Below are 15,032 nucleotides of genomic sequence, written 5' to 3'. Positions count from 1 at the left end.
TTGCCAAACGGCAAAAGTCAATCAGCGGCCCCTTGCGGAGCCGCTGAAAATGAACGGGATCATTCAATGAAATCGAACGATTATTTTTTATCTTTATTGAAATCAGGATTGAGGCGGGCTTCCAGCTCTTTAACGTTCAAACGAAGCTGGGAGATGGCGAAATCGGTTTTACTATGCAATCCGGCCTCGGTCACTTCATCCTTAGAAAAACCGATGCCTGAAATCATTTTACGAATTTCGTCTAGCTTCTGCTCCAGGCCGTCGCTACGATTCTTGCTGAAACTCTTGGCGATGGCGCCCTTCAAACCGCCGCCGTCAAAATGTTTGGTGATCGCCAGCAACATGCGCTTGCGCGAGATGAATTTTTTCTCGTTCTTCCAGTCCTCGATGGCCTGACGCATTTCCTTTTCGATCTCATCCACCACCAGATTGTAGTCGACTGCTTCGATCATGTCGTGGATTTCGCCGCGCTTGGAAGTCGTCTTGATATCAAAATCGAAGGTCGCATCGACGCCGGTCAGGTCCGCCGATTTCAGATGCTCGGCGACTTCTTCCGGCTTCAGCATCGGATTCCAGACCTGCATGATGTAATCCTTGCTGTCCACGTTTTCAAAAGAATATTCGCCCTTCCAGTTGGCCATCGTGTGATAACCGTTTGGCACGACAAAGATCGTGCCCACCATCTCCTTGTGCATATTGCATCGCAAAACGACCGGCCCGGGAGAATCCAGCGTGATCGACTTGCCGGAACCCGCCGCCATCGCGCCAAGGTTGAACTGGTTGTTCAGGGACTTTGAAAAAATATTGTGAACCTCGACGTCCTTATTGTAGAAGGTGATTTTAGAACCCACGGTGACGACCGAATGCTTGGGCTGAAACTGCAGGTTCACCTGGTCGACTTCATACGCGCCCGGCGCCTGGCTGCGAACCCTCATTTTGCTTTTGGTCTCCAGAATCACCACCGTATCCGCCCCGCTCGGCTGACCGTTGATTAACACGACGCCCTTGACGTCGGTGACGTCCTTCACCTTTTTCTTGGAGCCTTCCATTCCCGCAGAGCCTTCCTGCTCCTTGGTATCGGAGCCTTCGGAATGCATCTTCTCATCCGGCCCATCCTGCGCGCTCGCATGCTCCTCGCCCTTCGCATGCTCATGGTCGTGCTTCTCGCCGTCGGCAGGTTTCAGATCCGCCATTTTATCCGCAGGCGCGGTGTAGCGTCCCAGCGCGGTCAGCATCTGAACGACAAAGGGTTTCTCATAGAAACGATCCATCTCGATCGCCTTCTCAAAGAAAGGAGCCGCTTCCTCAAACTTTTTTCGGATGCTCAACACGATGCCCAGATTGAAATAAGCCTGGGCGAAATCCGGACGCAGTTCGAGAGACTTGCGATACTGTTGCTCCTCTTCCTCATACATTTTCTGCCGACCGTAGGCTTTGCCAAGGTAGTTGTAGGCGTAATAATTATCCGGTTGCATCTTGACCACGCGCTCCATCAACTCGGCGGATCGCACGTTTTGGTTGGATTCCAGCAACATCATGCCCCAGTTGAAAAGAATTTCGGGATCGTTCGGCGCCAGTTCGTCCGCTCTTTTGAAACGCTCATCCGCGCCCTTATACTTTTTCGCCATTTTGGACGCCGTCGCCCAGATCGAGTAGACATGAGCCGAATCGGGACTCAATCTCGCCGCTTCCTGAAATTCCAGATCGCCGGCGTTGAACTCGCCTTTCTCCGTCAGCGCCACGCCCTTGCTGATATGCTCCAAAGTCTCTCTCGGCAATTGCGACATGGGAGGGGGTTCCGCCGACGCCTTGATCAGATCAATCGCCGGTTTCTCCTCCACATCCAGCCAGGATTCATCCGCCGCTTCAAACTCGTCCGCTTTCGCCGGACTCGCTTCTTCTTTCTCCTCAGAAACGACGCTCGAAGCCTTCTTGAATTTGTCGTAAGGTTTGAACACCGGTTGCGGCGTCGAGTAATACATCAAGGCCCATAAGCCGACCGCAAGCGTCGCTGTCGACAATAGGAAAACGCCCCATTTTTTAAAAATGCCTTTGGGGGGAGAAGAAGGTTGATTGCCTGCAGGATTGTGATTTTTTTTCATGAGTGAGATCAAAGGTAAAAGGTATTAAAAAACGGCCCGCCCGGTTGCGGAAAATCGCCCGGCCAGGTTAAAAAAATATCCGTCGTAAAATGAAACGGGATTTACAATTCCGATCGAAGCCGAGGAAGCGGCAGATTCAGAGTGTTCGGATTGGGCAGTTCGCTCGCCGTCACCGGAGGTTTGTTAGCAAGAGAGAACCCTTGCGTCTTGGCGGCAAAGGTCGATAACTGAGGTTGTACCTTGTTGCCGTTGCATTCGCTACACACGGTCTGCGTTCGATCCACGCTGGTGGATTGAAGCACGGTAAATTCACTTTGACAGTCTTCGCAAAAATACTCGTACAGGGGCATGACCCATCCTCGCTCTATCTGAATTATCTAGTTGAAATGTTATGAATAATAGGATTAAATCATAGCCTCCTTAGCCCTGTCAATGCGTTTTGGCCGGGAAATTGATCCATTTGTCGAATCAGCGCCCGCTCCTTCCCGTTACGTTTATAATGAAACCCATTACCGCTAAATCGCTCATAGGCAAAGACGAAGACCTTCCCGGCGTCCTCAAAGGTCGCACCGGCTATTTGCCCTGCCAATACATAGAGCTCGCCGCGCACCAGGGCATCGTGCATTCCCAGGCCGCGTTGATGGCCTCGCAATTTCAACCAGTGAGCCTTGATTTGAGACTGGGACGCAAAGGCTACCGCATCCAGTGCAGTTTCCTGCCGGAAAACGAAACCGTCGAGGAGCGACTCAAAGACCTCACGCTCTACGAAGTCGACCTGACCGGAGACGGCGGCATTCTCGAAAAAGGCGCGATCTATCTGATTCCACTGCTTGAAGAGCTGGACCTGCCGCCCACGATTTACGGCCGCACCAATCCTAAAAGTTCAACGGGACGGCTCGACATGTTCACCCGCGTCATCGTCGACGGCGGCCACCGCTTCGACGAAATCCCCGAGGGCTACAAGGGAAAAATGTATCTGGAAATCATTCCCCGCTCCTTCCCCGTCAAGGTTCGCGAAAACCTGGCGTTGAACCAGTTGCGCTTCGTCCACGGCCCGCAAAAGATTTTCGGCAAAAGCAGTCTGGAGCCTTATTATCGTCAGCACCCCATTTTATTCGACAGCAAGGGCGCTGAAATCCCCTTCGACAAGGTGAAAATAGACAGCGGCCTGTTCATCAGCGTGGAGCTGTCCACCCCCTCGCCGGACGCCGTCATTGCCTACAAGGCAAAAACCAACTCCAATGTGATCGACCTGTCCAAACTCAAGCATTATGATCCGCTGGATTTCTGGGAACCGCTCCGCCTGCGTCCGGGACAGAAAAACCGGCTGGTGCTCGAACCGGAGAGTTTTTACATCATGATGTCCAAGGAGAAAATCTCCATCGCCCCGGACTTGCTCGCCGAAATGGTCGCCTACGAACCCAACAGCGGAGAACTGCGCACCCATTACGCCGGTTTCTTTGACCCCGGATTCGGCTGGCGCGAAGGCGCGGGCAATCTCGCGCAGGGCACCCGCGCCGTCATGGAAGTGCGACCCCACGACGTCCCCTTCATGGTCGAAGACGGACAGACCTTTTGCCGCCTCAAATTCGAAAAAGTGATTGAAACCCCGGCTCGTATTTATGGGGAACAAATTCACTCCAATTACCAGAATCAGGAACTGACGCTCAGCAAATATTTCAAAAACCCCGCCTGACCCCGTCGCATCTTTGTCAACCGCGTCTCATTCGTCAACGCCCCCTCCAATTGGACTTTACAGGCCCGGGCCATTGCCGATACAATGACGCTCAAACGTATTGAAGGAACTGCTTGTGGAACGTGAAGAAATTAAAGCGATCATCGAAAACCTGCTCCTTGCGGCGGACAACCCCTTAACGCCGGAACACCTCAAGCAGACGTTTACTGAAGGTCCCGACCTGCCAGCGCTGAAAGACATGCTGGAAGAGTTGAAAGAAGAATACAGCGCGCGCAATCTGCAAATCATCGAAGTCGCCGAAGGCTACCAGCTGACCACGCGCAACGAATACGTCGACTGGGTGCGCAAATTCCTGAAACTGGACAAGACCGCCAAGCTGTCTCAACCCAGTCTCGACACGCTGTCCATCATCGCCTACAAACAACCGCTCACGCGGCAGGAAGTCGACGATGTGCGCGGGGTCGATTCCAGCGGCGTTATCAAAACCCTGCTCGATAAAAAAATCATCTCGCCCGCCGGTAGAAAACAGGTGGCGGGACGCCCCATCATGTACAAGACCACGCGCAAGTTTCTTGAATATTTTGGCCTGAAAGACCTCAGCGACATGCCGACGCTGGAAGACTTCAAGGAAGTCGAACTCGACGGCGACGACGATGAGACGCAACAATCGCTGTTTGACTTTGGAACCATGCCGGAAGGCGCCGAAACGCCCGAAACATCCGAGGGCGCCGATACGCCAGATGAAAGCGCCGCGCAGGAGTCTCCCGACGCCGCGGCCCTGCCGGATCAAACGCCCGAAATCGACGCGGTCGAAACCGACACGGTCGAAACCGACGCGACCGATGATCTGGAAACTCCGGTCCAGTCTGGGGAATCGGGTTCAGACGCTTCATGATCTTGTGATTCCAATCGCCGGAGTCTCCCGGAAACGCTCCCGCCCAAAGGGGTAGCCCTCCTCAGCCAACAGACGCTGGGAGGAAGGTTGCGACTGCCGCTTAAGGAGGGCTGGGGGAATAAAACAACGCATTTTTTATTTAGATACGGTTCGACAAATAATATTCCCGGAATTGTTACTTTTTCCCATTGAAGGCAAGGATGTGAATCTCCTCTCTGAACAACCGTTTTAAAACGCGGGTCGGCGCGACCGACCCAGAACAATCCTTGGATTCAATCAATGAAGATTCGACTACAAAAAATTATTGCAGACGCAGGACTCGGGTCGCGAAGGGAAGCGGAACGATGGATCACCGAAGGCAAGGTCAAGGTCAACGGTCAGGTGGAAACCAAACTCGGCTCCAGCGCAGACCCGAAAATGGACTTGATCCGCGTCAACGGCAAAGCCCTGCCCAGCACTCAGGAAAAAGTTTATATTCTGTTCAACAAACCTGGCAACTGCCTGACCACCATGACTACCGACGCGCGCGGACGCATGACGGTGATGGATTTTCTGAAAAAGGCTCCCATCCGCGTGTTCCCGGTAGGACGGCTCGACTACAACACCCAGGGCCTGTTGCTTTGCACCAACGACGGCGACCTGTCCAAAAAACTGCTCGAACCACGCTATGCGGTGGAGCGCACCTATCTCGTCAAAGTGCGCGGCGTTCCCAACGACAAGTCGCTGGCGCGCATCCGCAAAGGCATCTGGCTGGATGAGAAACCGACCGCGCCGGTCAAGGTGGAAATCCAGCGCACGAGCGGAAAAAACTGTTTCCTCATCCTGCGCCTGACGGAGGGAAAAAACCGTCACGTCAAGCGCATTTGCGAAGCGGTGCGGCATCCGGTCATCCGTCTCAAGCGCACGCATTTCGCCGGACTCAGTCTGGACGACCTGCCGCTGGGGGCCTTCCGTTTCCTGTCGCCGCGCGAGATTCGTAGCCTGCATTCAGCCGTTGCGCCCTCGAAAAGCTCGGCGCGCGAAAACCAGCCCGCCTACGTGGAACCGACGAAACCCAAACCGCGAAAAGACCTGGGACGAGACAACGCTCTTGGCATGGACAAGCCGCGCAAAAGAGTAAGTCGGACGGGCGCTCCAACAAAAGCCAAACCCCGTAAAGACCTGAGCCGGGCCAGCGCCCTTTCAAAAAGCTCAGCCCGCAAAAACCCGCGTCGAACCGGCGCTCCCTCGAAAAGCGCGCCTCGTAAAACCGCAAGTCGGGCAGGCGCCCCTTCGAAAGGCAGGCCTCGTGCAAAAAGGAAGTAACTGGATCGCTTTTCTCATTTTCTGGTGCGCCTTGTTTTTCGCCGTTCCGGCGCTTGCGCAATCGGAACCCACGCCGGCCTCTTCAGATCAAAACAGCTTTCAGGCCTTGCAGGAAGCCGAGGCTGTGGTCGACGCCAAAGGGGATTTCATTCAGGCCCGCAAGCGCGCGGTCTCCATCGCCTTGAACAAGGCCATGGAGCAAGCGATTCGATCTTTGCTGGGGGATAAGGAATACGACGCCAATCGGGACGAGTTGAACCGCTTCAGTCGTCAGTCTTCCAAATACGTCAAGTATTACCGCTTCCTCCATGCCGAGGACAACCTGGCGATGCAACAGAGCGAAGTGCGGCTGGAAGTGGCTTTTTTCTCCAACGACATCATCAAATCTCTCGGCCAGAGGGGATTATTTCTCAGCAATACAAAGGCGCGCTCGATTCTGATACTCATTCAGGAATCGAGTTTCACAACGAATATGGCGCGACCCTTCTGGCAAATGGTGCCGATTTCTGAGACCGCGCTCTCGCAAAAACTGATCGAGTCGGGCGCCAATATCATCAGCCGCGAACCGGTGCGCGATCTCATTCCCGAAGACACGATACTGAAAGCCATCAACGGAGACCTCAAGGCCTCGGCCTTTATCGGCTTGAAAGCTGGAGCAGAGGTGATTATCCTTGGCAAAGCCGCTTCTACCAGGCTAACGACTTCTCCAGCCCAGGAAGACAAAACGATTCGATCCAACATCAGCGTTAAAATTGTGTCGGCCCTGCAATCCTCTTTAATCACAGCGCACAGCGAATTTGCCATCGCCAACAACCCGGACGAACTGGTCGGGGAAATCGAAGCCTTCGACGCTTCGGCCTCGAAGATGGCGCAATCGATCTGGCCCGCAATAACCCGCTTCTGGGAGGAGGGGCTGAAAGGTTCCGCTTCGGCGCAATCGCAAGCGGCGCCCGCCAAGCCGAATAACCAGGCCCCGCTCGATCTGGGAGAACTTTGATAGATGACACCCTCGGCTGACTCCAAAACGAACTGGCTCCTTCCCGCCGCGATCTGCCTCCTGTTCCTCTTTCTGGTTTATATTTCGCGTCGGGTTCTCACTCCATTCTTTATTGCTTTCATCCTTGCCTATCTGCTCGACCCGATCGTCGACCGGCTGGAAGCGCGTAAACTCTCTCGCGGCCCTGCGACGGTGGCGTTACTGCTGGCCTTTTTTATTCTGTGTTCCGCAGTTATCGCCCTACTGTTTCCCCTGCTTCGCGTGCAGGCGGAAAATTTTGTGAAAAATCTGCCGGAATACGTCGCCGTGGTTCAAGGCTGGATTCAACCTTTGCTGGAACGGCTGGCGGGACTCGATCAGGAAAAAGCCCAGGCCATCCTCAAAGAAGGGCTGGCGCGCTTTGGCGAGTTGCCGATGAAGATCGTGACCTCCAGCTCGGAGTTCCTATGGAACTCGCTGTCCGGCCTGTTCAACATGATCCTCATGGCGGCGAATCTGATCATCATCCCCGTCGCCATGTTTTATCTGTTGCGTGATTTCGACGACATCAACCAGCGCGTCCTCAATCTGGTGCCCGAACGTCATCGGAAACGCACGCTGGCCGTCTTCAAGGAAATCGACGCCACCCTGGCCGGATTCGTTCGCGGTCAATTACTCGTCGTGATTTTGATGGGAGCGCTCTACTGCATCGGCCTGTTCCTGTGCGGCGCGCCCATGAGCCTGTTCATTGGCATGATGGCCGGCATCGCCAATCTGGTGCCCTATCTCGGCTTGATACTGGGTTTTGTTCCCGCCGCCGTCATGACTTTCGCGCACACCCAGGACTGGCTCTCTGTACTGGGCGTCGCCGGGGTGTTCGCCGTCGTGCAGGCGCTCGAGGGCATGGTCATCACCCCGCGCGTTGTGGGCGAGAGCATTGGCCTTCATCCGGTCATCATCATGGCCGCGGTTCTTCTTGGCGCGGAATTTTTTGGCTTTGCCGGAATCATACTCGCCGTACCCGCCGCCGCCGTCATCAATGTATTGGCAAAACAGGGTTTGAAAGTCTATAAAGAGTCGGATTTTTTCAAGGTTTCTTGAATATTTGAAGAAAAAACTTGAAATCAATTAACTAACTGATTATATTAGGCTTAGTTGACACACAGTTGCGCTTCAAAAAGATGCCGCAACGCCCAGCCGGGATTCCTCCCGACTGATCGATCCTACCAGGAGAGCTTCAAATGAATAAGCTGGCAATTCCCGCCGCAACGCGAATTTATACCCTGAAAAAGACGGAATCCAATCCCTACGCGGATACTCTGGATACGATTCGTCTGCAACTGGAACTTTGCCATTATCAGGAGCAAACCATCAAAGCTTACATGGGTCAGCTCTGCGCATTCATCAATCATATTCAACCAATGACGCCCGACGCGGTTTCATCCCAGATGATGACGGCGTATATCAACAGTCTCACCGAGGTCGGCGCGGCGCGCTCTACGGTGGATCAAGCCATCACCGCTCTGGATTATCTGTCGCGCGAGTTGCTCCATGAACCGCTCGACGCCAACGCGCTCAAGCGTCCGCCCAAAGCGGCTTCGAATCCTGTTCTCCTGACTGCCGACGAAGTTGCAGAAATCGCCATGTCTGCGGAGAACCCCAAGCATCGACTGATGATCGAACTCATGTCCAGCGCGGGTCTTCGCGTGTCCGAAATCGTCAACGTGCGGGTGACTCACCTCAATCTGGACAAGGGCATCCTCTACGTTCCCGGCAATCAGCGCATTAAAAGCCGAACCACGCAATTCGACCTGTGTCTGCAGGACGCCTTGTCGCGACAAATCGGCAAAAAAGAAAAAGACGATTACCTCTTCCCGAGCGAAAAAGGTGGCCGCCTGACCACTCGCTCTGTCGCCAAATTTTTCAAGGCGGCGCTGTTGGCTTCAAACATTCAAAAAGACGCCACCCCGCATTCCCTGCGACAATCCTTCACCGAGTCGCTGGTCGAAAAAGGACTGGACCCGATCTCCATTCAACAAATTCTGGGACGCGCCACGCTCTAGTTCAGCATCGGCTCGCATCAAAAACTCATCTCATCAACGCTGTAACCAGAAAATTTGCACTCCTGCGCCTGACTGCGCCAGGTTTTTCAAAGAGCGAGCGGAACATTTCCTTTTTCGCCGCTCCTGTTTAGTTTGAATTTCTCTAATTAACTGCGCCAGGTTTTTCAAAGAGGATGCAATACGGTTTCTAAGCCGCCACGCCTATTTAATTTGAATTCCCATTGCTGATTGCGGTAGGTTTTCTATACGCAGATGATCTGCAAAAGTTTGAGAAGGATAAACCTTCGGCGCAAGACAGGTACCGCATGCGCACTTTGATCACCTTATTTTTAACGATCGGCTCTATCTTCTGGGTACTCGTGGGAGCGTTGAGCGGTGATTTAAAATCCAGCGCGATCTACATTGCCAGCGCATGGGCCATCTATCTTGTCGCCTTCAGCGCTCACGATCTTTTGCGAAAAAAGGAAGCTCCTTATGATGAAAACGAATGACTTGAATCGATCGATACGCCATGAATGACCCAAGATTCGCCGAAACCGTGCAACTCCTGCAATTCGTTTGGACCCTGCTCATGCTCCTGCTTTATCTGAGCGGTCTGTCTTCAGCGCAAATGCTCGCAGATGGCGGCGGCGAAAATCAGGCCCGGCAGGAGGAAATCCTCATCATGGTGCAACGTCTTTTCTTTTTCGGCGTGATGTTTGTCGGCTTTCTCATCGACCTCGTTCGCATGCGGGAGGATCGCCACAAGGCCTATCAGTTTTTACTTTTGTCGTTGGTCATGGGCGGCCTCTCCGAACCGATCAGCGCCATGCAATGGAAGGTCTGGAGTTTATTTCTTCCCGGCGGAAATTGAAACCGCGTTTCCTGCAAACCGCCGAACCCCTCACATTTCCCAGCATTCCCTATTTTCTTAAAATCATGAGTTGACGAAACCTGAAAAAGGCGCCAGAATTCGGCATTGTAGGAATAATCCTACAATTTTTCACCAAAATTTAGCCCAAATTTACCAGATCACGGCCTGTAGATATCGTTTAAGGATTTGTCCGCAATGTCTGCCGAAAATTCCGATACGCGCCCAACAGACATCTATGACCCGGAAACCGCCCGGGCCTATCTCAATTACCTTCTAACCCTCAGCATACGCCGTGAAGAATCCTTCGGCCCGTTGTCCCTCGCCTTCATCAGGGAACAGAATCTGGACGCCCTGAAAATCCTCCCTGAAGAACAGTTCAGCCTGATCATCGCTACGGTGCAATCGCTCGCCGACGAACCCAAACGTTTTTCCATGAAAGCCGAAATGCTCGAGCGCGCTCGAGGCGTTCTCGACCGCACCCGCTACTCCAGCCCACAGATTGCGCGGCAGATCGAATACGACCTGAAAAAAACCCGAGCCGAACTGGAAATCTACAAAAATTCCATGCAAGCGGGCGGCCCATCAGCTCCCGATTGTCCGCAAAGTCTGGTGATTGAATCCGAGGCCCCCGATTACTATCTGACGGTCGCGCAGAAGCGCGCCGGCGCTTATTACCAGAACAAATTCGGCTTGAGCAAGCAGGCTAAAACCGCCCAACATTTTGCCGGATCGCCGCGCGTCTTCGATCCCGACAATCGCGACATTCAAAAAGAATTTTCCGGCGCCTGCGCCCCCTTCATGAATTCGCGCACGAACGCATTTCACCTCATGCTTCCTTTCGACCTCAAAATAAGCAGGACGCCAGACGATCCGCTGGAAGCCGGTATTCGCGCTTATTACGCGAAGATGGGTTATTCCTTTCCTCTTGCTTTCGAGCGGGATAAGTTTTGCAGTTACCACGATGGAAGCGTACTCGATATCGCCATGGACGATCCCCACCTGATTTTCGTTTCGGCTTCCGCCGTCAAGGAAAAGGAATTTCCCAACCATTGCTTCGTCGGACCAGAGGGCGCGCCGCCTGAGTTCGCTTACCCCATTACCGTTCTGGAACGCACCGGCACGCTGGGACCTTACGTTCAAATTCCAACCAATTTTAAAATCTGGTTCGACGCTTGCAGAGTGTCCCTTCTGGTTCAGGGCGCGCCCGATCTTTATGAATATGGCCTGCACGGCGGCTCGGGGCTGATGACCCGGACACACGCTTCGGACAAGACCAAGGCCTACGCCGATTCCGAAAAACAATTATGGAGCGACGGCCTGAGTTTCAACTTTGCCAACATTCATTTGTTACTGGATGAAAAGCGCGAGATGGCTCACATCCCGCACAACACTCCCCTGTTCAGCCTCTACCCGGTTGTCAATCGCCAGCAGGTCAGATTCGAAAACGCAGAAAAACACGCGCGATAAAGACAACGTCGGAGGCAAACCTCCAAACATCAGCAAACCCGCTTACGAAACAGAATTTTTAAAGATAAATAAAGAGGAAGGGAAACAGGGAAAGGAGTTCGTGATCGCAGTTAAGGCCGGAGGTCGTTTAGCCCGGAGCGAGGGTCGTGACAAAATTGGTGAGTTTTTCTTTCGACAGGATTTGCTCTGCCATTTTCAGGGCGTCTTCTTTTTGCTCGAATTTATCCACCTGCACCTTATAAATCGGGCCTGCCTCCTGAGAGAATAAAGTCACGAAAGCGTGATAGCCTTTCTCAGCCAGCGATTCGATAAGGTTTTCCGCGAACTCGCGCGTCTTGTAGGCGCCCACTTGTATCGTGTAATACAGCGGAATTTTTTGCGCGGACTGGAAAGTCGTCTCTAATTGTTTTTCCGATTGAGCCGGAAGCGGCCAGGGCGCATTCGCAGGCTTCGATGCAAGCGCCGGATCTGCAGACGAAGCCGACTCGATGCGCATCGACTCTGAAAAATGATCCGGCTTGCTCAAGGACACAGGTCGAGCGCTTCGATTTACAGACAATCTGTCGCTCGACCGAACAGACGCGTAGCCTGCGCCCTTCTCTGCAGTCAAGGCATTCAACTCTGCCGGTCGGCGCGTCTTGCGCGTTGCAGACCTCACCGCCTGCAAACTTTCCTTACGATAACTGTTCTCTTTGCCCGGGCGGGAATGCGACGCCACGTCAACCAAAGGCCTTCTCGGCGTCTTGCCCGAGTCGGCGATTTTTGTGGGAGGACGCAACAAAGTTACTTCAGCGTTGACTGGCGATGGATTCGGTTTCTGTCGAGCGTCCGTATCGAGACTCGCGGTTTTCATCGCGGTCGGAGACGCAGTATTCTGGAATTCCATATCAGATCCTGCATCCAGCGATGCGGACTGCCACTGACTCTGCATCTTTTGAACTTCCTGCAACTCGCTCATGTCCTGAGCCGCCGCCAGCGCAATGACCGGGGCTTCGCTGACCCCAGGTTCGTCGGAGTCCTCGCTGGTCTCGCTACCGGGGGTTTTCAGGATCGCCGTCAATTTACCCACCATGTTCGCCGCCAGATTCTGCAAATTGAGTTTATTTGTTACAAAATGAATAGGCGCAATGATCGTCGAGGTGATGCCGGTTGGAATTTTTGCAATGCCTTCGAAATCCGTTTCCGTTTGCTCCGCCTCCCACAAGACCTCTCCCGTGCGCGTGTCGATCATCTGCACGCTGATGCCCAGTTCGATCGAGGAATGAAGAACCCAGTAAGACCGTTCTACTTTTTCCAAACGCCCCAGAACCACGGCGTCCACTCCCAAAATTTCTCCAAACTCCATCGGATTGATTCGTGAAAATTTTCTCGGATCGGTGAGCCCGCGTTGTGTGAGCAAGGCGTCGACGCGGTAACGCTCCATCAGTTGAAAATTGGAGTCTCGTAAATTGGCGAAAAAATTCTGACGCAGTAGCTCCGCCGTTTCCCGTTGCCCCTTGTCCGAATTGGCAAATGGCAAAATCGCCACGGTCTGCAAATGAGAGAGTTGTTGCAGGTTGCCGCTCACTTTGGTTTTGAAATCCTTGGCGCAGGCGGAAGCCATCAGAGCCGTCATGAGAAACAGCAGGAAATGCGCGACCGTTTTAACGCGAGTCTCCAAAAATCGCTTCGCATCTGCGCTCTCTGTCATGCGTTTCTCGTTCATATTCACAGACCCGCCGTCGTTGAAACCAGAGCGTTGCGGAAATATTTTTTTCCCGCCACGCCGCGTGGGTTCTTCAAGGTTCCGATCACCATCGCGTTGCTCACCCGGTCTCCGGGTTGAAACAGATACTCGCCGCGATAGACGCCCGCCGCAGTTTCTTTCATTGCGATGCCGGATCGCCAGTTTCCAATGTCGAAACTTGCAGACAGTCCCGGTTGTCCATGCATGTTCACCAGCACTTTATCTCCCGGTTCGACAATCGCGCCCGCTTTCAAATTGGTTTCGATACGAGTAATCATTGGCAGGGCCACCCGGGTCTTGCGGAATTCGGAGGGGTCGGGCAGTTCATTCAAGGCCTTGAGGGAAAACTTTTCGGCGGTTCTGTAAAAAGAGCGTTTGACGTCGGCGTTGTCGATCTGCCCCTGAATCATCGTGACGACGGAAGGGATGGCGATACCTGAATAGGACATTTCAGAATGCTCAACATCCCAGAGCATGTTGCCGGTTCTCAGATCCAGCATGGATAACTTGGCTTCGATGGTGGTTTCCGCATGAATCCCTCCGGTGAAATTGCTCGCCCGGCTCACGTCTCCCATCACAACCGCGTCCACTCCCAATATGGTTCTCCATTGCTTGTAAGTGATCTCAGCCAGGTCTGCTTCGCCGATCTTGAATTGCTTCAAGCGTTCATCGACCTGCTCCAGAGGCATGTCGTCATAACCCAGATAACTGAAATATCCGAAAAAGACCTTGCGAAAAATCTCCTGCGGCATTTCCGCCGTCTCATTTTCGGGTGCCAGAGTGAACGGCAGTATCGCAACCGTGCGCGGATAATCCTCCATATGCTCGGTCTGTTGCAGAATGTTCACATTGGCCGTACCACAAGCAGTTAGGAACAGCATGCAAACGAGCACAGCGGTCGATAGCGCTCCGGTCTTGAAAGAAATTCTCAAATCTTTTATAACCCAATGAATTTTAAGGACTTTAAGCGTCAAAACGATGTCATTCATGATAGGAATTTTTCCCATTTATGTCAATTAATTTAAACAAATTACAACTAATTTAAAAGCCACGCCCGGTTCAGACACAAACAGGCTCTATGGGATATATTCAAGCAATTATCGTACCGTCAATAATCCGACAGGGTTCCAAAACGCGGATACTCCATTAAGGGCATCGGAATCCACAATTTGATCCCGCTTCTTTGCTTGATCCGGCATTACTTATTTGTTAAATTTTAACTATGGGGGATTCCACACCTCAGCCCCAACTTCACTCAATCTTTATTAAACAAAGGATTATGAAATGCTGAAACAGCGCCCTGCGTTTTGGATTTTTCCCGTTTTGATCGCTTTCCTCTGTTTGGCTCTGCCAACTTTCGCCGTCGCCTCCGAGATCACCGACGATCTGAAAAACACGATCGACAAGGTCATCAAAATTGTCACCGACGAATCCCTCAAGAGCGATCCGGCTAAACGTCGCGCGACCTTGCGCGATGTCATTGACAAGCGATTCAATTACAAGCAAATGGTCATCCGATCCCTGGCCCAGAACTGGGACGAGCGAACGCCTCAGGAACGCGAGCAGTTCATCGAACTGTTTCAGAAACTTCTGGAAAATTCCTATGCCAGCAAACTCGAATCCTACCGCGATGAGAAAATCGAATATGTGGGCGAGCAGGTGAAGGGTCAGTATGCGTTGATCAATACCAAGATCATCCGCAAGGACGCTGAAATCGAAGTGGATTACAAAATGATCAACGAGGACGGCGCATGGAAGGTTTACGATTTCGTGATCGAGCGCGTCAGCATGATCCGTAATTACCGCTCCCAGTTCACCAAAATCATTCGCAAGGAATCCTATTCAGGACTCGTGACGAAGCTGGAAAACAAGATCAAGGACCTCGAATTGAACGGCGGAGAAAGCGACACGCTTTGATCGACGGAACCGTAGAACCTCACTTCAAAAGA

The 15,032-nt window shown here is 52.9% G+C and carries 14 protein-coding genes; 10 read left to right on the top strand and 4 right to left on the bottom strand.

Annotation, left to right across the window (positions count from 1 at the left end; genetic code table 11):
• Positions 1 to 80: 80 nt before the first annotated feature.
• Complete coding sequence (locus G3M78_06125) at positions 81 to 2,102, bottom strand: tetratricopeptide repeat protein (protein ID QPJ64986.1); 2,022 nt, start codon at positions 2,100 to 2,102, stop codon at positions 81 to 83.
• A gap of 101 nt (positions 2,103 to 2,203) precedes the next feature.
• A complete protein-coding gene (locus tag G3M78_06120; GenBank protein ID QPJ64985.1) occupies positions 2,204 to 2,452 on the bottom strand; it encodes a zinc ribbon domain-containing protein in 249 nt (82 codons plus the stop codon).
• 149 nt (positions 2,453 to 2,601) lie between these two features.
• Between G3M78_06120 and G3M78_06115 the strand changes: the two genes are divergently transcribed.
• The 9 genes from G3M78_06115 (at position 2,602) to G3M78_06075 (ending at position 11,357) form a co-directional block, all read left to right on the top strand.
• Positions 2,602 to 3,798, top strand: coding sequence for a 2'-deoxycytidine 5'-triphosphate deaminase (locus G3M78_06115; GenBank protein ID QPJ64984.1), 1,197 nt, complete (start codon positions 2,602 to 2,604; stop codon positions 3,796 to 3,798).
• Between the two features lie 115 nt (positions 3,799 to 3,913).
• Positions 3,914 to 4,693, top strand: coding sequence for an SMC-Scp complex subunit ScpB (gene scpB, locus G3M78_06110; GenBank protein ID QPJ64983.1), 780 nt, complete (start codon positions 3,914 to 3,916; stop codon positions 4,691 to 4,693).
• A gap of 279 nt (positions 4,694 to 4,972) precedes the next feature.
• Entirely contained in the window at positions 4,973 to 5,998 is a 1,026-nt protein-coding gene (locus G3M78_06105) for a pseudouridine synthase (GenBank protein ID QPJ64982.1), read from the top strand.
• Positions 5,982 to 6,995 (top strand): hypothetical protein, encoded by a 1,014-nt coding sequence (locus tag G3M78_06100; protein QPJ64981.1) that lies wholly within the window; start codon positions 5,982 to 5,984, stop codon positions 6,993 to 6,995. Before G3M78_06105 ends, G3M78_06100 begins: the two co-directional genes overlap by 17 nt.
• 3 nt (positions 6,996 to 6,998) lie before the next feature.
• On the top strand, positions 6,999 to 8,075 hold the full coding sequence (locus G3M78_06095) for an AI-2E family transporter (protein ID QPJ64980.1): 1,077 nt from the start codon (positions 6,999 to 7,001) through the stop codon (positions 8,073 to 8,075).
• A 140-nt stretch (positions 8,076 to 8,215) separates the two neighbouring features.
• On the top strand, positions 8,216 to 9,037 hold the full coding sequence (locus G3M78_06090) for a tyrosine-type recombinase/integrase (protein ID QPJ64979.1): 822 nt from the start codon (positions 8,216 to 8,218) through the stop codon (positions 9,035 to 9,037).
• A gap of 221 nt (positions 9,038 to 9,258) precedes the next feature.
• Positions 9,259 to 9,528 (top strand): hypothetical protein, encoded by a 270-nt coding sequence (locus G3M78_06085; protein QPJ64978.1) that lies wholly within the window; start codon positions 9,259 to 9,261, stop codon positions 9,526 to 9,528.
• 20 nt (positions 9,529 to 9,548) lie between these two features.
• Positions 9,549 to 9,890 (top strand): hypothetical protein, encoded by a 342-nt coding sequence (locus G3M78_06080; protein QPJ64977.1) that lies wholly within the window; start codon positions 9,549 to 9,551, stop codon positions 9,888 to 9,890.
• Between the two features lie 195 nt (positions 9,891 to 10,085).
• Positions 10,086 to 11,357 carry a hypothetical protein gene (locus tag G3M78_06075; GenBank protein ID QPJ64976.1) on the top strand — a complete coding sequence of 424 codons (1,272 nt, stop codon included), beginning with the start codon at positions 10,086 to 10,088 and terminating at the stop codon, positions 11,355 to 11,357.
• Positions 11,358 to 11,484: 127 nt separating this feature from the next.
• Here G3M78_06075 and G3M78_06070 read toward each other — a convergent pair whose 3' ends face one another.
• Both G3M78_06070 and G3M78_06065 read right to left on the bottom strand, forming a co-directional pair.
• Positions 11,485 to 13,047, bottom strand: coding sequence for a hypothetical protein (locus G3M78_06070; protein QPJ64975.1), 1,563 nt, complete (start codon positions 13,045 to 13,047; stop codon positions 11,485 to 11,487).
• 17 nt (positions 13,048 to 13,064) lie between these two features.
• Complete coding sequence (locus G3M78_06065; protein QPJ64974.1) at positions 13,065 to 14,072, bottom strand: hypothetical protein; 1,008 nt, start codon at positions 14,070 to 14,072, stop codon at positions 13,065 to 13,067.
• 295 nt (positions 14,073 to 14,367) lie between these two features.
• On the opposite strand from G3M78_06065, the gene G3M78_06060 reads away from it, so the two are divergent.
• On the top strand, positions 14,368 to 15,000 hold the full coding sequence (locus tag G3M78_06060) for an ABC transporter substrate-binding protein (protein ID QPJ64973.1): 633 nt from the start codon (positions 14,368 to 14,370) through the stop codon (positions 14,998 to 15,000).
• Positions 15,001 to 15,032 lie beyond the last annotated feature (32 nt).

The organism is Candidatus Nitrohelix vancouverensis (assembly GCA_015698305.1).
GTDB classification, from domain to species: Bacteria; Nitrospinota; Nitrospinia; order Nitrospinales; family VA-1; genus Nitrohelix; species Nitrohelix vancouverensis.
The sequence above is the reverse complement of the archived record's forward strand: the minus strand, read 5'-3'. Positions and strand labels throughout refer to the sequence as shown.